Origin of the sequence: Lysinibacillus sp. FSL W7-1291 (assembly GCF_038593415.1) — a bacterium.
GTDB lineage: Bacteria > Bacillota > Bacilli > Bacillales_A > Planococcaceae > Lysinibacillus > Lysinibacillus fusiformis_D.
In genome coordinates this window covers 519928-544720 of sequence record NZ_CP151994.1, presented here as the reverse complement: position 1 = coordinate 544720, position 24793 = coordinate 519928, and the positions used below count along the sequence as shown (strand labels likewise).

Below are 24793 nucleotides of genomic sequence, written 5' to 3'. Positions count from 1 at the left end.
GCAATTGCCGACAAACCCCTTACGAAATATTAGAACCCCTTTATGCCTGAAATGAACAAGGTGATTTGCATGTCGATGAACTCATCAATTGAATGTTGACGATGTAATGCCCATTTGCGGAACGCCCAACTTTGTCCTGAGACAACTAAGTTATTGGCTGCTAAATGGATTTGCTTGTCTGTCATTGTTAGTTCCCCAGACTGCACACAGCGCTGTAGCAAGCGTTCAAAAGTGGCAACCATTTCAAACTCTTTACTAAAGACATAGCGTTGTGCTTCTTTTGACAATGATTTTGTTTCTTGATACATGATTGTTAGCTCATCAACCATGCTATCAATTTGCACGAAATATTCTCGAATCATTTCTTTTAACTCATCAATTGTTCCAGCTTTAATCTCGTAACTTGAAAGCCGCTCCATTGCATGATGATAGATACTATCACAAACAAGATAAAGAACGTCTTCTTTAGTACGGATGTACTCGTATAAAGTACCAATACTAAAGCCTGCAGCTTTTGCGATTTCTCTCGTCGTGGCACGATGAAAGCCTTTTTCTTTAAATAGCTTAATAGCTCCTTGAATCATTTGTTCACGACGAATGGCGATTAAATTTTCATCTTTTACAGTTGACTGTACTTGGGGCCTTTTATCTTTTTCTGTCATCAATTATTTCGTTAGCATACGCGAGATTACAAGACGTTGAATCTCCTGCGTACCTTCGTAAATTTGAGTAATTTTCGCATCACGCATAAAGCGCTCTACTGGATAATCCTTTGTATAACCATAGCCACCAAATACTTGAACCGCCTCTGTCGTTACACTCATTGCTGTATCGCCAGCCATTAATTTCGCCATTGCAGAAGCCTTACCATATGGTAGGTTATTAGACTCTAACCAAGCCGCTTGGTATGTAAGAAGTCGAGAAGCTTCAATTTGAGTTGCCATGTCTGCTAATTTAAAAGATACACCTTGGTTAGCAGAGATTGGTTTACCAAATTGCACACGTTCTTTGGCATAGTCAACTGCTGCATCCAGCGCTCCTTGTGCAATTCCTACAGCTTGAGCAGCAATACCATTACGTCCACCATCTAGTGTCGTCATAGCAATTTTAAAACCTTCCCCTTCAGCTCCTAGCAGATTTTCTTTTGGAACACGGCAGTTGTCGAAAATGATTTCGGTTGTAGGAGATGAACGAATTCCTAATTTCTTTTCTTTCTTCCCTACAGAGAAACCTTTAAATCCAGCTTCCACGATAAATGCTGATGTACCGTGTTTAGCTTCTGGATCTGTTACTGCAAACACAATATATGTATCTGCCACTCCGCCGTTTGTAATAAAGATTTTTGAGCCATTTAAAATATAATCATCGCCATCACGTTTAGCATATGTTTTCATGCCACCCGCATCAGATCCTGAACCTGGTTCTGTTAAACCATACGCACCAATATGTTTTCCTTCTGCCATTGGACGAAGGTATTTTTGTTTTTGTTCTTCTGTACCGAACTTGTACAGTGGCCATCCTGCCAGTGAAGTATGTGCTGATAATGTTACCCCAGTGGAGGCACAGACACGTGATAATTCTTCAACAGCAATGACATATGCAAGGTAGTCAAACCCAGCTCCACCATATTCCTCTGGCCACGGAATACCAGTTAACCCAAGCTCCGCCATTTTATCGAAAATTGCACGGTCAAATTCTTCATTCTCGTCACGTTCAGCAGCTGTTGGTGCCACTTCATTTATAGCAAAATCACGAATCATTTCACGTAATTGTTCATGCTCTTCTGTTAACTGAAAGTTCATTGTCCATTTCCCCTTTTTAATTAGACTCTGTTCTATGTTACCTGTGTGTTGTTCTGGGTTCAGCGATTGTCAATCATATTGGAGCATTGGAGCGAGTTTCCATTCTTGATGAGTTCTTTACTCCACTTTAATAAGTCATCCCTAAGAGAATAGCCTATCATCAGGCTTTATTTCAGTAAATGTTTACTAATAACTAGTTTTTGAATTTCACTTGTACCTTCATAGATTTCCGTGACCTTTGCATCACGGAAATATCGCTCTACTGGATAGTCCTCTGTGTAGCCGTAGCCGCCAAAAACTTGAACCGCTTCTATTGACGTTTGTACAGCTGTTCGTGATGCGAAAAGTTTGGCCATTGAAGCTTCTGCTCCACACGGTAAACCTTTTGCACGTAAATCTGCTGCACGATACACTAATAGTTTTGCCGATTCAACAGCTGTTGCCATATCAGCGAGTGTAAAGCCAACTCCTTGTTGAGCAGCAATCGGTTTTCCGAATTGCTCACGCTCTTTTGCATAAGTAGTAGCCGCCTCTAGTGCTGCTTCAGCAATCCCCAATGCCTGTGCTGCAATACCGATTCGCCCTACATCTAAATTCGCCATCGCAATTTTGAAGCCTTCACCCTCTTCCCCTAAAAGGTTGTCGGTTGGGATGCGGCAATTATCGAATGTCAGTTGAACAGTGCGTGAGCCATGTAAACCCATCTTTTGTTCATCTTTACCAATGATTAAACCTGGTGTTCCTTTTTCAACAATAAAAGCTGAAATACCTCGTGTTTTTTCAGCAGGGTTGGTTGAGGCGAATACGATATATACATCAGCCTCTCCGCCATTTGTAATAAAAACTTTAGAGCCGTTAATCACATATTCATCGCCATCTCGTACTGCCTTTGACTGTAGAGAACCTGCGTCAGAGCCTGCACCTGGCTCTGTTAAACAAAATGCGCCTAAATATTCCCCGGCTGCAAGCTTTGGTACATAACGCTTCTTTTGTTCCTCATTTCCAAAGTAAATGATCGGATTTGTTCCAACCGAAGTATGCACTGATAAAATAACCCCCATTACAGCGCTTACTTTTGACAATTCATTAATCGCAATAATATACGATGTAAAATCCATACCAGAGCCACCTAAGTCTTCTGGTGTCGTAATCCCCATTAAGCCAAGTTCACCCATTTGTTGTAGAAGCTCACGTGGAAATTCTCCTGCTTCCATCCGCCCTACCCATGGTTGAATTTTTTCCTGAGCAAATTGACGAACCATATCGCGCATCATCATTTGCTCATCTGTAAATTGCAATTGCATCTATAATGTCACCCCTCTAAGTTGTCCGCAACATCTACATAACCCCATCCCCATAGGATTATTCGTAAACGTAAAAGCCTCTTCCTGATTTCTTTCCTAGCCAGCCAGCTGCAACGTATTTACGAAGCAATGGACAAGGGCGATATTTACTATCTCCTAGACCCTCATGTAAAATTTCCATGATGTAAAGGCAAGTATCTAAGCCAATGAAGTCTGCTAATGTTAATGGTCCCATCGGATGGTTCATACCTAGCTTCATCACATCGTCAATTGCTTCCTTCGTAGCTACACCTTCATAAAGCGCATAAATTGCTTCATTAATCATTGGTAGCAAAATACGGTTTGAAATAAATCCTGGGAAGTCATTCACTTCTACTGGTGTTTTCGCTAACTTGACTGTCATCGCTTCAACAGCTTTGTATACTTCATCCGTAGTTGCTAAACCTCTAATGATTTCAACAAGCTTCATTACTGGCACTGGGTTCATAAAATGCATACCAATTACTTGCTCTGGTCGATTTGTTACCGCTGCAATTTCAGTAATAGGCAACGAAGATGTATTCGTAGCTAAAATGGCATGTGCTGGTGCAATGCCATCAAGTTGCTTAAAGATGGATTGCTTAATGTCCATATTCTCTACAGCTGCCTCGATGATAATATCTACATCACTAGCATCCTGTAAATCTAGTGACATACTAATTCGACCTAAAACAGCCGCTTTGTCATCCTCCGTTTTACGGCCCTTTTCTACATCACGTGATAAATTTTTTGTAATAACTCCTATTCCACGCTCGAAGAACTCTTGTTTGATATCATTCAATTTCACATCATAGCCTGCTTGTGCACAAACTTGTGCAATGCCAGAGCCCATTTGCCCTGCACCAATGACCATTACCTTTTGAATTCCCATTAGTTCAGTCCCCCTGTTTTTGGTACTTCAATCATAATCGCATCACCTTGACCCCCACCTGAACAAATTGCAGCAATACCGATGCCTCCACCACGACGCTTCAATTCTTGTGCAAGCGTTAAAATAATACGTGCACCAGATGCTCCAATAGGATGACCTAAAGCAACCGCACCGCCATTAACATTCACCTTTTCAGCATCTAAATCAGCTAACTGCTTGCTGACCAAAGCGACTGCTGCAAAGGCCTCATTGATTTCGATCAAATCAATATCTGCCAATGATTTATTGGTCTTTTTCAGCAATTTATTAATAACAAGACCTGGTGTTTGTGGGAAGTTTTCTGGCTCAATGGCAAGCTCTTCATGACCTAAAATTATTGCTAATGGCTCTCTTCCTTCACGTGTGGCACGTTCCTCACTCATAACCACGAGGGCACATGCACCATCGTTAACGCCAGGTGCATTACCTGCTGTGATCGTGCCATCCTTGTCAAAGGCTGGTTTCAGTTTTGCTAGTACCTCCAACGTTGTACCTGCTCTTGGTGCTTCATCTGTATCGACGACCAGTGGTTGTCCTTTACGTTGTGGAATCTCCACTTGTACGATTTCTTCAGCAAAGTAACCTTGTTCAATTGCCTCTAGTGCGCGCTCATGACTGCGAACAGACCAAGCATCCTGTTCCTCACGACTGAGCGAGAATTCCTTAGCTGTTGCATTACCATAGCTCCCCATATGCGGTCTCGCTTTATCGAAAGCACATGTTAAACCGTCATAAAGCATGCCATCCACCATTGTGGAATCTCCCATACGCAAGCCATTTCGACCATTTAACAGATAGTACGGAGCATTGGACATAGACTCCATTCCACCAGCAATAATCACTTCTTCGTCCCCTAATCGAATCAATTGATCTGCTAATGTCACTGCACGCATCCCTGATGCACAAACTTTATTGATTGTTTCTGTTTTTACCGCTGTTGGTAAATTGGCTTTTATCGCAGCTTGCCTCGAAGGTATTTGCCCCTGTCCCCCTTGTAAAACAGAGCCCAAAATAACCTCATCTACTTCGTCAGATGCAATATTTGCTTTCTCTAGCGCACCTTTTATTGCAATTGCCCCTAGATCACTTGCATGTAATGTTGATAATGAACCTCCAAATTTACCAAATGCAGTTCTTGCTCCTGCTAAAATGACAGCTCTATTCAAGTAAAACACCCCTTTTGTTTTACGTACTCGATGAAGTAGTATAGCATTTCATTGACTGAACGCTCGCTCGACTTCTATCGATGAAAAATGGGAGCTTGTTAGTTGCAACTCCCATTTCCATTTAATCTTATTCTACAAAACAATTTTTTATTGTGCAATTTATATTTTTCAGATAACTAAAATATTTCTACAATAGCGATCATTTTTCTGCGTTCAATTCCGTATTCTCGTCCTGTTGAACATTTTCTACGGATGCTACCACTGCTTCTAATGTTTCTTCTTCAGCTTCCTCAGATGAAGGATCAACAGCCTTCACTTTTTCACCGAACACTGAACGCTCTAGTAATTCTGCTACATCGAATGTGCCAATAGAGTCTTCCACTTCTTTTGCCTTTGTACCATCCTCCAGCATTGTTAAGCAATAAGGACAGCCAGATGAAATAACGGATGCATTAGTAGCAAGAGCTTGCTCTGTACGAGCTACATTAATGCGATTACCAACATGCTCTTCCATCCACATTAAGCCACCACCTGCACCACAGCACATAGCAGTTTCGCGATTTCGTTCCATTTCCACAAGCTTCACACCCGGGATACCACGTAGAATTTCTCTCGGCGCATCATAAACATCATTGTAACGGCCTAAGTAACAGGAATCGTGGAAAACAATTGTTTCATGAACTTCATAATTGAGTGCCAGACGATTTTCCTCAATCAACTGATTTAGTATTTCAGTATGATGATACACTTCGCCATTCCAGCCAAAGTCTTGGTATTCATTTTTAAAGATATTGTAAGCATGAGGGTCGATTGTCACTATTTTCTTCACATCATTTTTCTCAAACTCATCAATATTTGCTGTAGCTAATTCTTGGAATAAAAATTCATTTCCTAAACGACGAGGTGTGTCCCCAGAGTTTTTCTCTTTATTTCCTAAGATCGCAAACTTCACACCAGCTTCGTTTAATAGACGACAGAAAGCTAAAGCAATTTTTTGAGAGCGATTATCGAATGCCCCCATCGAACCAACCCAGAATAGATATTCCATTTCTTCGCCAGATTTTTTTAACTCTTTTACTGTTGGAATATGGATTGTTGGATCAAGATCACGCCAATTCTCTTTTTCTTTACGGTTTAAGCCCCAAGGATTCCCTTGTCGTTCGATATTTGTCATGGCACGTTGTGCATCAGGATTAACTTTTCCTTCCGTCATTGTTAGATAGCGACGTAGGTCGATGATTTTATCAACATGCTCATTCATTACTGGACATTGATCCTCACAGTTTCGACAAGTCGTACAAGCCCAAATTTCTTCTTCTGTAATCACATCGCCAATTAAAGATGGGCTGTAAATATCTTCAATTACTGCGCCTTCAGCACCAGCAGCCATCGCAAGCTGATTACCCTTGGTATTGGCAAAAAATTGATAAGGAACCCAAGGCTTTTGCTTTGTTACAACAGCACCAGTAAATGTTAAATGATCACGCAATTTCACGATTAAATCCATTGGAGACAGCATTTTTCCTGTTCCAGTTGCAGGACACATATTGGTACAACGTCCACATTCCACACAAGAATACAGATCGAGCATTTGCTTTTGTGTGAAGTCTTGTATGCGTCCAACTCCAATTGAAGGCATATCCTCTTCACTTTCAGCATTTTCTCCTGCTTCTTCTAATGCCTCAAAATCGATAGGCGTTAATGTACCCACACGATCTAAACGATTCATGTAAACATTCAGTGGGCTAACAATTAAATGGAAATGCTTAGATTGTGGTACATACACAAGGAATGTTAATAGAATTAAAAGATGTGCCCACCACATAACATAAAACACTCCAGCAGCTACTGATGCAGGTAGGAAGCCAAATATAGCAGCAATGCTTGAAGCAACAGGCTCCGTATAAGTTAACCCCTCACCATGCCAGATTAATCCCATACCATTAGCGATTAATGTTGAGACCATTAAGCCACCAATGAAAATTAATACAAGACCGTTTTTCCATCCTCTTTTTAGACGTACTAGCTTTTCTACATAGCGGCGGTAAAATGCCCACACTACCGCAACTAAAATCATTAAAACTACAAGCTCTTGGAAGAATGTAAAGACACCATAGAAAATACCTAATGGCAGATGTGATCCTGGTGCTAGTCCTTTCCAAATTAAATCAATGGCCCCTAACTGAACCATCAAAAATCCATAGAAAAACATCACGTGAATTAATCCACTCTTTGGATCCTTTAATAGCTTGTTTTGACCAAATACATTGACCATAATATAGCGTAGTCGCTCTTTAACACTTTCATCAAACTCAACCTTTTTCCCCAATTGCACATACTTATAGCGTGTTTTCAACAGATAGAAGAACAATCCTACTGCATAAAGCACAACCACGACTGTTAAGACTATGTTAGCAATTAATAATGGACTCATGGTTGGTCCCCCCTTTAGTTTGTCGTAATTTTCTCTCTTTGCGGCAAATTTGCTAGTTCATACAGAAATGTGCGTCACTATATCAATATATTCCTATTCTAATAAATGAGTGAGCATTCAGTCAACATAAAACGGAAATATTTCTGATAATTTTATATTCTTACACTTTACAAGAAAAAAAGCCACCCTGAAATTTATTCAAAGTAGCATTTTTTTACTTTTCTTTTTTTAAATTTAATTAATAAAAGCTGCGACATCCACATAACAAGTTTATTTTTTGAAGACATTGCCACTGCGAATGTATTCAATATCCGCTACGTTTAATCGAGCATTTACAACACGTGCGGCTGCAAATAAATAATCTGATAATCGATTTAAATATTTTTGTACAACTTTCGGCACGTCCTCCACTTCTTTCATAAGTGTCACCATTTCACGCTCTGCTCGTCGTGCAACTGTACGAGCAATGTGTAAAGTTGCAGCTGCTGGTGCGCCACCTGGTAAAATAAAACGTTGTAATGGTGGTGCCTCATCTGATAAAGCATCTATACGAGCTTCCAGCACTTCAATCGGTTGCTCTGTTAATTTATAGTGGCGTTCTTTCATCACATTGGCAAGGTCACCACCAGCATCGAATAGTTCATGCTGAATTGTTTCAAGATCTGTTAAAATATCCTTAAAAAGTGCTTGATCTAATTCACTTACTGCCTTCCCGATAAAAGAGTTTAATTCATCAATCGCCCCGTATGTTTCAACACGTAAGCTATCTTTATCAACGCGTCCGCCAATTAGACTTGTTTTCCCCGTATCGCCTGTTTTCGTGTAAAGCTTCATTTCTCTCATCTCCTAAAACTGATTTTTATAATTTCTGATGGCCTGAACTGTTGTTTCATAAACACCCTTGGCAATCATTTTACCAACTTCCGTAATCGGGCCACCATACAGCATTTCTTCCCCTTTTTGAGTTGCTGCAATTAACAGACTATCTGTAGCAGTTCCTGTAGCAATAGTTCCACTACGCTCGTCACGAATATCTTCTGATTGCAAAGCTTTTGTTTTCGCCTCTGTAGCTGTCATCAGTGCCTGGAAAAATGCCTCCTCCGATAAACAGCCATTGATTATGATCCATGTATTGATAGTACCAATATATGGATCATCCTGTCTTTCGTGTACACGTGATACATCAACCGCATTGCCCACACCAGCTGTTACAGCTACTATCATACTGCCAAAAGGCGCTGAAAATTCATTGATGGCGACAAGAGCTGTTGGCACTGCTGTCAGCATCACAACAGTACTTGTAGGGGGAAAATTTTCTCTTTGCAAAAATTCACTAACTTCTCTTTTTACATCACTTATCACATAATCGCCAGGTACAGAGCGATTTAATAAGCAATTATGCCAGCCAATACCTGGGTTATGAACAGCAGAGGACACTGTTTTTAACGGAATCTCTGATTGAAGTTGAATATAGTGTTCCGTTATCATAAAATGTTCTTTTTTGATGACAGCTCGCTGCTGGTAACCAGTTGTTGCGGGCATCATTGTAATTTGAGGTTTTGGTATTTCGGGATGGGCATATGTAGCCACTCGTGCTTGATAAACTTCTTCAATTTGGGAGGCAATCAATACTTCATGCGGTGCTCCAAGTGCTCTCATTTGCCCACCCTCCATAAGCAATAATTCATCACAATAGAGAGAGGCTAAATTCATATCATGTAGTACCATAACAACCGTTAAACCACACTCCACAGCTTCCTTCCTGACCATATCTAAGATTTGCCGTTGATGTGCAATGTCTAGATGATTGGTTGGCTCATCCAGCAGTAGAATTTCTGCTGTTTGCGCTAATGCCTGGGCAACAAATACTCTTTGTTGTTCACCACCCGATAAAAATTCTAACGGGGTGTGCTCATAGCGTTTCACACCTGTTTGCAGCATGGCATGCTGAACAGCCTGTTCATCCTGTTCAGACCAACTTGAGAAAAAACCTGTTTGATGGGGGTAGCGCCCTAGTGAAATGGCCTCCCTTACACTGTTTGAGAAAGCATTTGCATGAAGCTGTGGTAGTACAGCCATCTTTTGCGCCAAAGCACGGGCATTATAAGAAAGGATATTTTGTCCATCAATTGTGATTGTTCCAGCAGTAGCTGGTAATATCCCACTCATTACCTTTAATAATGTGGATTTCCCACTACCATTCGGTCCTAGAATACCTAGAATTTTCCCTTTTTCCACAGTAAAACTAATGTCCTTGACGATTGGTACATCTTCATAACCACCCGATAGATGTTCGACAATAATCATGCCCGTACCCCCTTACTTCTTCGTTGCTTATAAAAAATATAGGAGAAAACAGGTGCACCAATAAACGCCGTAATAACACCAATAGGTAGCTCTCTTGGCACAATAATTGTTCGTGCTACTAAATCGCAAACAATGAGTAAAGTTGCGCCATTGAAAAACGATAATGGCAATAAATGGCGGTGGTCGGAACCCCAAATCATCCTTGTCATATGCGGTACAACTAATCCTACAAAGCCAATTGTGCCAGAAACCGCTACAGCAGCTCCCGTTAACATGGAGCCACCCGCTAAAATCAAATACTTACTACGTTTCACATTGACACCTAAATGCTTCGCGCGCTCTTCACCATATAACAAAACATTTAGCTCTCGTCTTTGCGTCCAAAGCATAATGGAACCAACAATAACAAATGGCGTGATCATTTGGACATATGGCCATCCACGCATTGACACAGAACCTAGTAACCAGCCAATTACTTGGCGTAGCTCTTCTCCAGATAAAGCGATCATTAATGAAATGAGAGAACCTAGAAATGAGCTAAAAATAACACCTGTTAAAATTAACGTTTCCATCTTCAATGAACGGTCTACCATTCTAGCGAAGCTCATGACCACTACCATCGTGATGATTGCGCCTATCATACTAAAAGTGGGTAGGGCATACAAGCCTACGACCGGTATAGATATACTAAAAAAGATCGTAATAACAGCACCAACAGATGCCCCCGACGAGACGCCTAATGTATATGGATCTGCCAATGGGTTTTTTAACAACCCTTGGAAAGCTGCTCCAGCAATGGCCAAAGAAGCTCCCACTAGTCCCGCTAACAACACGCGTGGCAGACGGATTTTCCAAAAGATATTAGCAGCTGTTTCATCAACTGCTTGATTCCATAAAACTTCTAACGGAATATGAACTGAGCCTATCGCTACGCCACACCAGATACTAATGACAAGAAGCGTACATGTTAGTACATAGGCTAGTGCTATTTTTTTCACTTAAATACCTCTGGATAAATAGCTTTTGCTAATTCTTCAAGACCTTCTCCTAAACGGGGACCTTGACGACTTGTTGTGCTTTCATCTACTTGAACGATTGCCTTATTTTTCACGGCATTAACAGTATCGAAACCAGCACGTTGTGGTATTTTTGTTAAAATATCTGGTACATAATGATATGTCACAACGATGACATCTGGGTTTTTCGCAATAATTTGTTCTGAACTAATTTCATACCAATCCTTCGCATCTGCCGCTACGTTTTCTGCATGAATCATGTCCAGCATAGCATTCATAAATGTGCCATTACCCGCCGTATAAATAGTAGGTTCATCCGATGCTTCGACTAGCACTTTTTTGGGTTCGACATCCTTTACTTTTGTCAGAACATCTTCCACTTTTTCCTTCATATTAGCAATAATTTTTTCAGCCTCTGGTAATTTCCCTGTTGCACGACCAAGCAGCTCAATCGTTGTGTAAGTTTCATTAAAGTCTTGTGCATTTTTTACAACAAATACTTTCAAACCTGCTGACTCAAGCTGTTCAATCGCCGCTTCTGAAAGGGACATGCTAGATTCATGCGAAAACACGATATCTGGCTTTAAGGCAATAATTTTTTCAATATTGTACTCCATGCCCCCAACTTTATCCTTTTCAGCGACTTCTGGTGGATAATCATCATTGTCTGTCACCCCAACTATTTCATCATTTAAACCAAGTTCAAATAATATCTCTGTGTTACTTGGAATAAGAGAAACAATTTTTTCAGGCGGTGCTTCAAGTGTAACATCCTTGCCAATGGCATCTGTTATGGTCATTGGGAATGTTGCTTCATCCACCTGTGGAGTCTCTTGCTGTGTTTGCTGCTCCGTAGCTACTGGCTTGTCATTTTTGGCTTCTTGCCCGCATGCTGCTAACAAACCTACTGCTAAAAATGCTGATAATCCTATTTTCCAAAATTTCTTCATATGAATCCTCCTTTGTTGATCCGTGCGTCAATTGGTTAGAAATATTTTCTCCATCAAAATAAGACCCCTCACCTTCGAATGATGAGGGGTCAAAATCGCACCAAAAAACTGATACAAAATCCACCACCCTATCCTCGTAGGCTGTCATGTCTATACTATAAAGGCAGGTCTCCTGGCTCGTGCTTATTGCGTTTTTCAAGCCTTCCCGAAATCTTCAGTGGCATTATTTGAAAAAACTCACACTTACAGTGGCGGGACCGCATCGGAATTACACCGACTTCCCTTTTCACTTTACTTAAGTAAAGAACCTTTATAATATTCAGTTGATTTCATTATACATGAAAATAAAAGAAGTCGCCTCCATTCCAGACGACTCCTTGGCAATTATACAATTTCAGAAAAATATTGTACGGTTTTCATTTGTGCACCTATTTGTCGCAATGACCACGTTTGCTCTAAATAGATATCCGCTAGCTTTTCGTACTTCCCGCCAAATTTTAGTGCCCATTCCACCGCTACAACACTTTCATAAAGATGGGCCATCTTTTTCGCTATATCTTTGGCTTCAAAAGTTTTAGTTGCTTCATCTAAAGCGCTAAAAATTTGTAATGTAGCCGCAAGATTTACCAACTGCTCTTCCACAATTTGCACTAGTGGACTATCCGCTAGCTTCTCTAGCCTTGTCTCCATTTCACGGACAAACAGTTCATGTGCATGGAATTTATCCACTAAACGAATAAGTTCTAAAGCCAAAATATTTGCCGTTCCCTCCCATACCGTCAATACTTGTGCATCCCTTAGTAAGCGTGGTGTTACAAAGTCTTCAATATAGCCATTACCACCATGTAATTCAATCGCTTCACTAGCATAATGAACGGCTTGCTCTGCCGTTTCCTTTTTCATAATGGCAATATATAAACGATTCATAATGAGATCTTGTTGTGTTCCCTGCCCACTTGTCACTTTATCGTATAATTGAATAAGATCAAATACTGTCGCTACTTCCACATGCAGCTTAGCAGCAAACTTCCCTAATGTATCCTGGATCATTGGGTATTGTGTTAAGGGCTTGCCAAATGCATATCGATTGGTCACATAATGCTTTGCCTCTAAAAAGCCTCGACGCATAATACCAATCGATGCGACTGCATTACAAATTCTTGAAAGATTTAGTGCTTCTAGCATGTAATAAATCCCTTTATTTTGTTCCCCTACAATATAAGCAAGGGCACCATCAAACTCTACCTCGCCCGATGGGACTGCTCGAACGCCTAATTTATCTTTCAATCGACGAATACGAAGATGATTAGCCGTACCATCTTCATTATTCCATGGAACTGCAAATAACGTTAACCCTTTAGAGCCTGCTTGTGCGCCTTCTAAACGTGCCAACACCATTGCTACGCCACACATACCTGCATTGGATGCGAAGTATTTTTCTCCATAGAGACGGTACTCATTGCCTACTTTTCTGGCCTCCACAACATTCGCCCCAACGTCTGACCCTCCTTGACGTTCTGTTAAAAATGTTGCTCCTTCGTATAGCTCCGTCTCTCCTGTTGCACAAACATGTGGCAAGAAACGCTGCTTTACATCCTCATCAGCATAATGATCTAATAGATAAGCCGTAGCCATCGTCAAAGTCACGGGACAATAAAAACCGGGCTCTGCATGAGATAGTAAATAACCTTGTGCAAAGCTATAGACATAATTCCCTTTGTGACCTAACTGTGGAATTTCTTTGTGCACGTAGCCAACAATTCCCGTATTATATGTCTCTTCAATTGTTTTTTTGTAACCGTCATTCACCCAAACCTCTGATACCTCTTCTCCATAAGCATTATACCGTTCAAGGCGGGGCTCTCCCTGCCGATCAGTATGTTTTGCCCTTACGTCAATATCACCTGCACATAACTCACCGAAATCTGTCAGTTCTCTGTGTGCATAAGACAAAAACTCTTTATCTAACATCATTTCTAACACTTTTTGAAGCGTTTCTTCCTCTGTAAAAAAGTTTGTTGCACGCATTTCTTCCTGCTGTAAAACCTTCATGCTATCTCACCTCTTGTCCTTTCAAGGATTGTTTTAAAATTTTGCCTGAAGCATTGCGTGGTAGCGCTTCCACTTTTTCGAAAATACGTGGTAGTTTATACTTCGCAAGCCGTTCCTCTAAATAAGCTTTCAATGCATCCTCATCTATGTCTTGTTTCGTAGCATATACAGCCTTCACGGTTTCCCCCCATTGCGGATGTGGTATACCAATGACAGCAACTTCAAATATCCCTTCAAAGCTTAATAGGCAATCTTCAATTTCCTTCGGATAAATATTGACACCACCTGAAATAATGACATCTTTTTTGCGATCCACAATCCAAATAAAGCCGTCCTCATCCATCCGAGCCAGATCTCCTGTTTTTAACCACCCATCAATGTAAGCAGCCTTGGTTGCTATTTCATCCTTGAAGTAGCCAAGCATATTACCCTCACCAAATAAGACAATTTCTCCTACTTCGCCCACATTTACATCTTCTCCATTGTCATTGACAATACGAAGCTCTGTGCCAAGTGGCGCCCGTTGGCCAATACTCCCAGCCTTCGTTTCATGCTCCTTGCCAAATAACAGTGAGCCACTCGGACCCGCCTCTGTTAATCCATAAACACAGGTTAAATTAGTTGTTCGGAATGCCTGTTGAATGAAGCGAACCTCATTTTGAGATAATGGTGCTCCACCATATACCCACCACTTCATGGAAGACAAATCAGCCGTTTGTAGCCTCGGCATCTGAGCCGTTAATAAATAAGCAACAGGCGCTCCAAAGAAATGCGTCGTTTTTTCCTGCTCAATGGCATCGATAAAAAGGTCTGGTGTAAAGGTTGGTGTTAATACGCTTGTTGACCCTACAAATACGCCCGCCATTAAAAATAAATGCAATGGTGCTGAATGAGTTAATGGCATCATGAGCAATATACGGCTTTCAGGTTTCACTTCCATTTCAACAGCAATCATTTGTGCCACTGTTAAAATATTACGGTAGCTAAATAACACACCCTTTGGTTTTCCTGTCGTACCAGATGTATACAAAATAGTCGAAGGGTCATCTTCTTGTAGCTGGCAATCAATTGTTTGTGTGCTCGCATTTTGAAGCATTGTTTCGTAATGCTGCCAACCTGCTTTTTCTTGGCCGGTTTTAATTTTTAATGGTACAGCAGCTAGTTGTTCCACTGCGGCAAAAATCGCCTCATGAACAACAATCGCCTTCGCTTCGGCATGCTGTGCCACATACTCTACTTCCTGCAATGTAAATTTCGCATTGACTGGAACAACGATTGCCCCGATACGCTGAATAGCAAAATAGCTTACAACAAACTCTAAAACGTTCGGCATAAAGATTAAAACCTTATCATCCTGACTTACTCCTTGCTCTAGCAAAGCATGACTAAAACGTGTTACTTGTTCATCTAAATCACGATAGGTCACTCTTCTGCCATGACAAATAATGGCTTCATTTTTTGGATACTTACGGGCATTTCGTGCTAACAAACTGGAACTATTCATCATGCATCTCTCCCTTTAAAGTAGCTAATTTTTCACTAAACATGCCTTGCATTTGCTGTAATTCCTGTTTCATTTGCGTCAGCTCAGCAATTTTACTCTCAATCTCTTGAATTTTTTGTTCTCCATACTCTACTGTTCGCTCTAATTGCTGAATACCTGAGCGATCAAAATCAAAAAGTAAAACCATCTCTTTGATTTCCTCCAGTGAGAACCCGTAACGCTTGCCTCTGAAAATAAGCTTGAGCTTCGCCAATTCTTTTTTTGAAAAGGTTCGTTGATTGGTAGATGAGCGATCGGGACGAAGAAGACCAAGTTCCTCATAATAACGAATTGTGCGAGTAGACACATTGAATTCCTTTGCTACCTCCTGAATCGTCTTCAAAATCATCTCCCCTTTCCTTATTGTCAACAGTATATCATTGACGTTGACGTAAACTTCAACAAAATTTTCGAAATTAACAGAAAAATTAAGTTTGAAACAGCTAATTTTTAGTGCTATCCGTTCCTTGTGCCTTTTTATCTTTCACATTTACTGTTTTATCAACCACTTTTAGAATGTTATCGCCCATTTTTGGCCTTCTAGCCACTAAAAAACCCCTAACATTCGTCATGTTAGGGGCTTAAAAAGTATTACATTTTTTCTGGTGCAGATACGCCGATTAAACGTAGTGCATTAGCAATTGTTGTGCGTACAGCTGTAATTAATGCTAAACGAGCCTCTGTTAACTCCTTGTTGGAAGCATCCAATACTTTTTCTGCATTGTAGAAGCTATGGAATGTTGCTGCTGTCTCTTGAATATAGTTAGCGATTCGGTGTGGTGTACGGTGTTTCGCCGCTTCTGCTACCACTCTCGGGAAATCGCCAATCTTTTTCAGTAAATCAATTTCTTTTTCTGCTGTTAACAGATTAAGATGATCTGTTGCTGCAGCAAATCCTTGCTCATTTGCCGAGCGTAAAATAGATGAAATACGAGCATGTGCATATTGTGCATAGTACACTGGGTTTTCATTGGATTGTGATACAGCAAGATCAAGGTCAAAGTCCATATGAGAATCGCCTGCAGTTTTCACGAAGAAGTATCGTACTGCATCAAGGCCAACCTCTTCTACAAGCTCACGCATTGTTACCGCGTTCCCTGTCCGTTTAGACATTTTGAATTTTTCACCGTTTTTATAAAGCTGAACCATTTGAATAACTTCTACTTCTAATGTATCACGATCATAGCCAAGGGCCTGAATAGCTGCTTTCATACGTGGAATATAACCGTGGTGGTCAGCTCCCCAAATATTGATTAATTTATCGAAACCACGGACAATTTTGTCTTCGTGGTAAGCAATATCTGGCGTTAAGTATGTGAACGAACCATCATTTTTAATTAACACACGGTCTTTATCATCACCAAATGTTGTAGAGCGGAACCAAGTAGCACCATCTTCTTCAAAGACATGACCATTTGATTTTAATTTATCTAACGCTACTTCGATTTTACCGTTTTCATATAGAGACGTTTCAGAATACCAGACATCAAAGTTCACGCGGAAGTTTGCTAAGTCTGTTTTTAATTTATCTAATTCTAAGGCTAAACCGTGTTGACGGAAGAATGCAAAACGTTCATCCTCTGATTTTGCTAAAATAGTTTCACCATGCTCCTCCGCTAATTTACCCGCAATATCAATAATATCTTGCCCATGATAGCCGTCTTCTGGCATCTCCGCTTCCATACCTAGTGCTTGTTTATAGCGTGCTTCTAATGAGTAAGCTAGGTTATTAATTTGATTGCCCGCATCATTAATATAATATTCACGAGAGACGCTGTAACCAGCCAGATCTAATACATTACATAATGAATCTCCAACAGAAGCTCCACGTGCATGTCCTAGATGAAGGTCTCCTGTAGGATTTGCTGAAACAAACTCCACTTGAATCTTTTCCCCAGCACCAGCATTTGAACGGCCGTAGTCAGTACCTTGTTCAAGAGCCTGTGTAATTACCCCAGTTAGGAAATCTTTACGTACTGTGATATTCATGAAGCCAGGACCAGCAATGTCGATCTTTTCAATATCTGTACCTGCTGTTTCAAGATTTTCTAAAATAGCTTCCGCAATAGCACGAGGTGGTTTTTTAGCTAATTTCGTTAATTGCATTGCAATGTTTGTTGCATAGTCCCCATTTGCTTTATCCTTTGGTGATTCCAAGTGAATCGATAATTCTGTACCAGCCTCAACTAAGCCTGCCTTTTCAACAGCCTGAGCTATTGCTGCTTTTATAGCCTGTTGTACTTGTTCTACTGCGTTCATCATTGTACCTCCGTAAATGTAATATCTAATGTATAGTTGCCAACGGATTGCCCACCCATTAGTAAATCGTACTGTACATGGAAATCTCCGCTTAATGCCTGTTTCGTAAAGGTCATTTTTTTCGTGTCAATAATGAGTGGCATGGAACCAAACTCACTCTCATAATGCCCTTTTTGTTGCTCAATTATGTTAAGTGGTAAGCGCATATTGACCGAGCCAGCACGCATAATTAGCGCTTTCTCATGTCCTAACTTCATTGTTGTGCGGATAGTTTTATCCTCCTGCACCTCATCATATTTCAAATATAAGCTTCCTGCTTTTTTAAGTAGCTGCCCTTTGAGCCACATTTCATAACTTTCGGACTCTCCATCACTTGGACGAATTGTAGAAATGAGCTTAATGTTCACTTGCGATCTTATTTCGTTCGCCATAATGGACGCTCCCTTTTAGTCTTTTACTATAACCTTTTTATTATAGGATGAATACTCCTGTTTTTTCAAGATAGAAGTCATGTAAAGCATCTCACAAATATAGATGGAGAATAAATAAAAACTCCTCTCTTTACATAATCGAAAGAGAGAAGTTTCATTTTATCTATACCATTTTTTAATGATTAATTGTTGAACTATTAATAATATAGCACTAACTGTCCAATAGATAGGGATAATCGCTGGATTGAACAAACTAAAAATGAGGATCATGATTGGATTAATGAACACCATAATCTTCATATTAAGTGGTTGGCTTTTCTCTAAGAAGAAAACACTTTGCATCAAATAAATCAAACAAGCAATAATCGAAATGCCAATATCTATCGTACCTAAATTCATCCATAGGAAATTTTCACTTGCGATGACGGTATCTAACTTAATCGCGTAATACAGTGAAAATAATACAGGCAATTGAACAATAATAGGTAAACAGCCTAATAAAGAACTTTTCAATGAATCTGACGTTAATGCTTGCATTTTTTGTTGTACTATTATTTTTTCAGATTCATTTTGACTGTTCTTATATTTAGTGGTAAGCGCATCTAGTTCAGGCTTAATGGCTGACATTAGTTCTTTCGAGCGCTTTTGATGTTTTGCAGATTGAATAAATAGCGGCATTAGAATTAATCTTACTGCAATCGTAATGCCAATGACACTCACTGCATAGCTACCTGTAAATGAATGGATGAAATGAATAAAGTAAATAATCGGTTGTGCTAAAAAGGTTAACAATAATATTCCTCCTAGTTTAAAAGTTTACATGAAACTAGGAGATACACTTTCTTCCTCACTGTTTTCCGACGTCCTAATACATAGAACAAACCACGTTAGCATAGGTGGAGTCCAAGTATTCGTGATATTATAGTCAACTTCAAACGCTTCGTCCTTTACTTCTTGAACTGTTATTTTATTAACCAGATACAGATGCAAATGAACACTTAGCACAGTTAAAACCAAAGAAGCTAATAGCCAAAAGTATTCCATTGTACTGACAATAATGAATAAATCATTGATGAGAAGTGACCAAATCATAATACTCCTCCTTCCTATCACTAATTAAATTAAAGAACCATACATTCTACTGACCAATAGATGACAGTTGTTTCATCAATTTTTCTCTCTTCTATAAAATAGAAACTATTACTTAACTTATCTACGCAACTACGTAAAATAAGTTTCAAATTTATGACGTATAGCTATTCTTCATTTCAATAGAAAATACAAAATGGGGCAAGCCTATAGCTAACCCCATCCAATCAATCTGTTTTCAATGCCTTACTTATTTTACCCAGCCTAAAATCATTTCTCGTAATAATTTAGAAGCTGTGTTTGCCGTCATTTCTGATGAATCATAGATAGGTGCGACTTCTACTAGATCAAAGCCTACAACATTTACACCACTAGCTGCTATCGCGTGGATGGAAGCTAGTAATTCTTTTGATGTAATACCACCACAATCTACTGTACCAGTGCCTGGAGCGTGTGCTGGATCTAAAACGTCAATATCAATCGTTACATACACATTGCGCCCAGCTAATGTTGGTAAAACCTCATTTAACGGCTCAAGCACTTCAAATTTTGAAATGTGCATGCCGTTTTCCTTTGCCCATTCAAATTCTTCTTTCATGCCTGAACGAATGCCGAAAGAATAAACATTTTTCGGTCCAATATGTTCCGCAATTTTACGAATTGGTGTTGAGTGAGAAAGTGGTTCTCCCTCATATTCCACACGTAAATCGGTATGTGCATCAAAATGAATGATGGCAAGATCATCATATTTAGCAGAGACAGCCTTCATAACTGGCCAAGACACTAAATGCTCCCCACCCATACCGACAGGAATCTTGCCATCTGCTAATAATGTTTCAATAAATTTTTCGATTTCATCTAATGAGCGCTGTGCATTCCCGAAAGGTAGTGGAATATCACCAGCATCAAAGTACTTTACTTCCTCAAGCTCGCGATCTAGATATGGGCTATACTCTTCAAGACCGATCGATACCTCACGGATACGCTGTGGACCGAAACGTGATCCTGGACGGTAACTTACTGTCCAGTCCATTGGCATGCCATAAATAACGGCTTGTGCATCCTCATAGGTAGGATGACTTTTTATAAAAACATTTCCTGAATAAGCTTCATCAAATCTCATTGCTTGCCCTCCGTATCATTAACAAATTGTATTGATTATCAATTCTCTTCAACTTCTTCTATTATGGCTTACAGGATTGTAATGAAACCTGTATCCTTTCGTCCTCGTATACATTATTGGAACATCTAGCAAATTTCGATTAAAATCTACAAGGTGTGATTTTTCTGTCGAATGCTCGCATTTCAAGTAGTACAAAAAAAGTATAGATGTTTTTGAATAAAGTGCAATAGTTTTTAGTTAGAATTTCGATTAAAGATGAGTGTTCAAACACATACTAAAGCTAAAATTAGAAGTTGTAAGAAAACGAGGTGAAGTCGGATGAAACGAAAAAGCTATCATCGAAAGCAAAAGCGTGTAAAGCGCACACGGAAATCCCTTACTCTTTTTGTCGCCTTTGCATCTGCAATTGTCGTAGCATTTGTCGCTCTACGCATCTATGTTCAAGTGGCTGGTGCACCGCCTTTAACCGTACCGAAAGCTTCCATCTTCTTAGATGAAAATGAGAACCAAATTGGAGATCACTTTACAAATCAACGACGTTATTGGGTTGGTCTTGATGAGATGTCACCTTATTTAAAAGAAGCAGTAGTTGCTGTTGAGGATAAAGATTTTTATAAACATGGTGGTTTTGATTATTCACGTATTGCTGGTGCCATTTTAGTGGATATTAAGGCGGGCGGAAAAGTCCAAGGGGCTAGTACCATTACGCAACAATATGCACGTAATCTTTATCTTTCCCATGAAAAATCTTGGACACGTAAATTAAATGAAGCCCTGTATGCTTATAGATTAGAAGTTTTTTATGACAAGGACGAAATATTAGAGGGCTATTTAAATACGGTATACTATGGACACGGCATGTATGGAGTAGAAGCAGCCAGTCGATTTTACTTCGGTAAATCTGCCGCTGATTTAACACTTGCGGAAGCTGCAATGCTAACAGGCGTACCAAAGGGACCAAGTATCTATTCACCTATTGCCAATTTAGAAAAGGCTACGAATCGCCAAAACGTAATTTTAAAACTAATGGCGGATCAAGGTGCCATTACACAAGAAGAAAAAACACGAGCTGAAAATGAACAGCTTGTCTTAAAAAATGATAGCTGGGTTGCCACAAAATCTGTCGCCCCTTATTTCCTTGATGTGGCATGGCAAGAGGCTAGCGAAATTTTAAAGTCAAAAAATCTCGATATTAGCGAAGGTGGCTGGACAATTCAAACAACGCTTAATCTGGAACACCAGAAAGCCGCTGAAGAAGCAGTAGTAAAAAACATGCCTGCCAATGATCTTCAAACAGCATTCGTTAGTATGGAATCGAAATCAGGTGCTGTCACTGCATTAGTTGGAGGTCGTGACTATTCAGTAAGTTCATTTAACCGTGTCACACAGGCTAAACGTCAACCAGGCTCTACTATCAAGCCGATTTTATATGCAGCGGCACTAGAAAATGGTTACACACCGCTTACATTTTTAGATGTTGGTGAAACAACCTTTACCTATGATAATGGGCGTGGCACTTATGCACCTAAAAATGTCAATGGTCAGTTTGCAGATCATGATATGACGATGGCTCAAGCGATTGCGATCTCAGACAATATTTACGCCGTAAAAACGTTAGAGGACATTGGCTTCAAGGAATTTCATGATATGGCAAACCGTTTTAGTGTAGGGATTGGTGCTAAAGATAATTTATCTATCGCACTCGGTACAATTGAAACGACATTATATGAGATGACGAATGCTTATAATATTTTAGCATCTCAGGGACAGCAAACCATTCCAACAACCATTGTGTCCATAAAAAATGCTCATGGAGACGTTATTTATGAAAATAAAGATGTTTCAAGCAAGGCGGAAACGGCCATTTCAAAAGAAAATGCATACATTTTAACTGAGATGATGACAGGTATTTTTGACCCGGTTTTCAGTGATTATTCTCCTGCTACAGGCATTAGTATTCGTTCCCGCATGACACACACCTATGCGGCTAAATCAGGTTCTACCAATAGTGACCAATGGCTAATTGGTTTTACACCAAGTCTAACTGCTGGTGTGTGGAACGGCTATGATCAGGGTAAAAACCTTACAACGAAGGAAGATACTGCTGCCACTAAGCAAATTTGGATTGACTTTATGGAGAGCGTCAACAAAGGAACGAAAAATGAGGATTTCAAAAAACCTAAAGGTGTAGAGGGCGTTGTCATTGATATCGAAACAGGTAAACTCGCTACTGATGCTTGTCCAAAACAACGTCTTGTTTATGTAGAAGCTAAGGATGTACCAACTGAAAAATGTACAAACTTCGATATTCTCGACAGTGATACATGGGGAGAATTTTGGAACATGCTGCCATTCTCACTTTTTAAAGGTGATGATAAAAATAAACAATAATGCGGAAACCTTTTTGAACAGCTCTCGTTCTATGTTATGAAGGCTCTCGACAAAGTAACTAATAGACGAATAAATAAGAAAAGCTTTCTCTTCCCCGGAGACGTGTCCGTGGGAACAGAAAGCTTTTCTTTTTTTATGGTACGCGAAGTATGAGCATCATGGGGCATTTGGCTTGGGTTTGGGTTATTCAAATGCCGCATAGCGCTCATCATATTCGCGATACCAAGTGTCCTAGCTTACTAAAATGTAAGCTCTGCCTCAAGTGTACTTTGTTTCAAACCCACTTTCAACCTAATATCGAAAGCGATCGCAAAATGTCACAGATTGTTCAATCATTATTGGTCTATTCGACAAATAAGTCTTGACGCAGTTGCTCATCACTACGTCCCCACAAATCTGGATTAAGTTGCTCTAGGAAAGTAGCCAACACTTTTTTAGACGGTGCATCCATATGCTCTACAATAATCTGACGCTTCATGGATTTATCCATTTTGTTCACATGGTCAGCTAGAATTTTATAGCCACGTCTTTTTTCACGGTTAACGACCATTTCACAAGCTGTTACACCCGCATAATAGGGTCCATCTTCTTTATGGTCTACCGTCACCCACACTAACCAATAGGATTTCCCACCTTCTGAATCAGCACGGTCCATCGTAAATTTAATACCTCGCTCAACATCACTTCGTGCATGCATGGCACCAATTTCAACAGTAGCTGTCCCCTCTTCTACATCAATCATAACAGGCGATACATTCTCTAATGAAAGTGAACCAATTCCAAACCCTTTATGTCCATCTGTTGGATCGTTTTTTATAATGGTAAAACCCATTTTTTGTTTTGGTTTTTCTTCATTTGCCATACTTAAATATCCTCCATTCTGCTATTATAAAGGAAAGCATATCGCGTATATTTTGTCGTATAACACACTATTTCTAACGCGCACTTATGCCTCAACGCAAGTAAGAAGTTTATACTTTCTTATAAACTAACTATACAACATTATTCTATAAAGGAGGCAATATTATGCCATACGTAACAGTGAAAATGCTTGAAGGTCGTACAGAGGAGCAAAAACGCGCCCTTGTAAAGGAAGTAACAGAGGCCGTTTCGCGTACAGTTAATGCACCTGCAGAAAATGTAACAGTTTTTATCGAAGAAATGTCAAAAAACCATTATGGGGTTGCAGGCGTTCGTTTTAGTGATAAATAAGATGAAGATGGGTAGAGCATCTTAGCTCTACCCATTTTTAAACTGACAATCATCGTTCCGTTATTTCAATAACTAGGATGTGTTATACAAAATGAATAAATTTAGACTGACCTTGCTCGTTTGCGTGTTACTTTTTGGCCTATTATTAATATTTATTAATCCGATTCAACATGCTATTATCGCTCATTTGAGTGACCAATTAAATACAACTGACTACAGCGTTAAAGACATTGAAAAAAACAAAAAAGCAGCAGCTGATTTTGAGTTTGAAGCCGTTCAATCATTATCTATCGCTGAGGTACTCCAAGCACAAGTAAAAGCTAGTAATATGCCTGTTATCGGCAGTATTGCTGTTCCAAGTGTACATATGCAGCTACCAATTTTAAAAGGTGTCGGCCATTCTGTACTTGCTATTGGAGCAGGTACGATGAAACCCAACCAACAGCTCGGTCAAGGGAACTATGCATTGGCTGGTCACTACTTTGAGGAAAAAGATATTTTATTCAGCCCACTCTATCAAGCACAAATTGGCGGTATCATCTATATCACGGATATGAAAGATGTCTATGAGTATAAATTAACAACGAAAAAAATCATTGCTGCAACTGATGTTTATATCATTGACGATATTCCCAATCAAACTACACTAACATTGATTACATGTGCAGAAAAAGGTTCTAAACGACTGGCATTACAAGCAGATTTTGTTCAAAGCTACTCGTTAGAAAATGCCAAAGGAACCTTTTGATGCAAGCAATACGCAAA

General features: G+C 39.8%; 22 protein-coding genes and 1 riboswitch. Of the genes, 3 read left to right on the top strand and 19 right to left on the bottom strand.

Annotation, left to right across the window (positions count from 1 at the left end; translation table 11 throughout):
- Positions 1–29: 29 nt before the first annotated feature.
- From NST76_RS02555 to speB, 18 genes are all read right to left on the bottom strand, one after another.
- Entirely contained in the window at positions 30–662 is a 633-nt protein-coding gene (locus tag NST76_RS02555; protein WP_036121448.1) for a TetR/AcrR family transcriptional regulator, read from the bottom strand.
- A 3-nt stretch (positions 663–665) separates the two neighbouring features.
- On the bottom strand, positions 666–1802 hold the full coding sequence (locus NST76_RS02550) for an acyl-CoA dehydrogenase (RefSeq protein ID WP_036121450.1): 1137 nt from the start codon (positions 1800–1802) through the stop codon (positions 666–668).
- A gap of 167 nt (positions 1803–1969) precedes the next feature.
- Entirely contained in the window at positions 1970–3106 is a 1137-nt protein-coding gene (locus tag NST76_RS02545) for an acyl-CoA dehydrogenase (protein WP_058844291.1), read from the bottom strand.
- A gap of 58 nt (positions 3107–3164) precedes the next feature.
- On the bottom strand, positions 3165–4016 hold the full coding sequence (locus NST76_RS02540) for a 3-hydroxybutyryl-CoA dehydrogenase (protein ID WP_036121460.1): 852 nt from the start codon (positions 4014–4016) through the stop codon (positions 3165–3167).
- Entirely contained in the window at positions 4016–5221 is a 1206-nt protein-coding gene (locus NST76_RS02535; RefSeq protein WP_342544583.1) for an acetyl-CoA C-acetyltransferase, read from the bottom strand. The genes NST76_RS02540 and NST76_RS02535 overlap by 1 nt, the downstream gene beginning before the upstream one ends.
- A gap of 199 nt (positions 5222–5420) precedes the next feature.
- Positions 5421–7655: a heterodisulfide reductase-related iron-sulfur binding cluster gene (locus NST76_RS02530; RefSeq protein WP_342544581.1), complete on the bottom strand. Its 2235-nt coding sequence runs from the start codon at positions 7653–7655 to the stop codon at positions 5421–5423.
- A gap of 270 nt (positions 7656–7925) precedes the next feature.
- Positions 7926–8489: a cob(I)yrinic acid a,c-diamide adenosyltransferase gene (locus NST76_RS02525; protein ID WP_036121468.1), complete on the bottom strand. Its 564-nt coding sequence runs from the start codon at positions 8487–8489 to the stop codon at positions 7926–7928.
- Positions 8490–8501: 12 nt separating this feature from the next.
- Entirely contained in the window at positions 8502–9962 is a 1461-nt protein-coding gene (locus NST76_RS02520) for an adenosylcobinamide amidohydrolase (protein ID WP_089933018.1), read from the bottom strand.
- A complete protein-coding gene (locus NST76_RS02515; protein ID WP_058844294.1) occupies positions 9959–10960 on the bottom strand; it encodes an iron ABC transporter permease in 1002 nt (333 codons plus the stop codon). The genes NST76_RS02520 and NST76_RS02515 overlap by 4 nt, the downstream gene beginning before the upstream one ends.
- A complete protein-coding gene (locus NST76_RS02510; protein WP_089933021.1) occupies positions 10957–11928 on the bottom strand; it encodes an ABC transporter substrate-binding protein in 972 nt (323 codons plus the stop codon). Before NST76_RS02510 ends, NST76_RS02515 begins: the two co-directional genes overlap by 4 nt.
- Before the next feature lie 144 nt (positions 11929–12072).
- Positions 12073–12255, bottom strand: a riboswitch (cobalamin riboswitch).
- Positions 12256–12312: 57 nt separating this feature from the next.
- Positions 12313–13980, bottom strand: coding sequence for an acyl-CoA dehydrogenase family protein (locus NST76_RS02505; protein WP_249645818.1), 1668 nt, complete (start codon positions 13978–13980; stop codon positions 12313–12315).
- Position 13981: 1 nt separating this feature from the next.
- Positions 13982–15484 (bottom strand): long-chain-fatty-acid--CoA ligase, encoded by a 1503-nt coding sequence (locus tag NST76_RS02500; RefSeq protein ID WP_036121494.1) that lies wholly within the window; start codon positions 15482–15484, stop codon positions 13982–13984.
- On the bottom strand, positions 15477–15866 hold the full coding sequence (locus NST76_RS02495) for a MerR family transcriptional regulator (RefSeq protein ID WP_036121497.1): 390 nt from the start codon (positions 15864–15866) through the stop codon (positions 15477–15479). Before NST76_RS02495 ends, NST76_RS02500 begins: the two co-directional genes overlap by 8 nt.
- 248 nt (positions 15867–16114) lie before the next feature.
- Positions 16115–17782: an arginine--tRNA ligase gene (argS, locus tag NST76_RS02490; RefSeq protein WP_089933028.1), complete on the bottom strand. Its 1668-nt coding sequence runs from the start codon at positions 17780–17782 to the stop codon at positions 16115–16117.
- Positions 17782–18213, bottom strand: a complete 432-nt coding sequence (locus tag NST76_RS02485) for a DUF1934 domain-containing protein (RefSeq protein WP_342535322.1) — start codon at positions 18211–18213, stop codon at positions 17782–17784. The genes argS and NST76_RS02485 overlap by 1 nt, the downstream gene beginning before the upstream one ends.
- 159 nt (positions 18214–18372) lie before the next feature.
- Positions 18373–19005, bottom strand: a complete 633-nt coding sequence (yidC, locus tag NST76_RS02480; protein ID WP_089933031.1) for a membrane protein insertase YidC — start codon at positions 19003–19005, stop codon at positions 18373–18375.
- Between the two features lie 24 nt (positions 19006–19029).
- Entirely contained in the window at positions 19030–19305 is a 276-nt protein-coding gene (locus NST76_RS02475) for a hypothetical protein (RefSeq protein ID WP_271912332.1), read from the bottom strand.
- A 247-nt stretch (positions 19306–19552) separates the two neighbouring features.
- Positions 19553–20425 (bottom strand): agmatinase, encoded by an 873-nt coding sequence (gene speB / locus NST76_RS02470; protein WP_342544580.1) that lies wholly within the window; start codon positions 20423–20425, stop codon positions 19553–19555.
- Positions 20426–20743: 318 nt separating this feature from the next.
- Here speB and NST76_RS02465 point away from each other — a divergent pair, with 318 nt between their 5' ends.
- Positions 20744–22816, top strand: coding sequence for a transglycosylase domain-containing protein (locus NST76_RS02465; RefSeq protein ID WP_271912331.1), 2073 nt, complete (start codon positions 20744–20746; stop codon positions 22814–22816).
- Between the two features lie 343 nt (positions 22817–23159).
- Here the strand turns inward: NST76_RS02465 and NST76_RS02460 are convergent, their stop codons facing one another.
- Positions 23160–23678 (bottom strand): YwhD family protein, encoded by a 519-nt coding sequence (locus tag NST76_RS02460; RefSeq protein WP_036121521.1) that lies wholly within the window; start codon positions 23676–23678, stop codon positions 23160–23162.
- 164 nt (positions 23679–23842) lie between these two features.
- Between NST76_RS02460 and NST76_RS02455 the strand changes: the two genes are divergently transcribed.
- Both NST76_RS02455 and NST76_RS02450 read left to right on the top strand, forming a co-directional pair.
- Complete coding sequence (locus NST76_RS02455) at positions 23843–24028, top strand: 2-hydroxymuconate tautomerase (protein WP_004231516.1); 186 nt, start codon at positions 23843–23845, stop codon at positions 24026–24028.
- Between the two features lie 91 nt (positions 24029–24119).
- Positions 24120–24776: a class A sortase gene (locus tag NST76_RS02450; RefSeq protein WP_342504145.1), complete on the top strand. Its 657-nt coding sequence runs from the start codon at positions 24120–24122 to the stop codon at positions 24774–24776.
- The last annotated feature ends 17 nt before the right edge of the window (positions 24777–24793 follow it).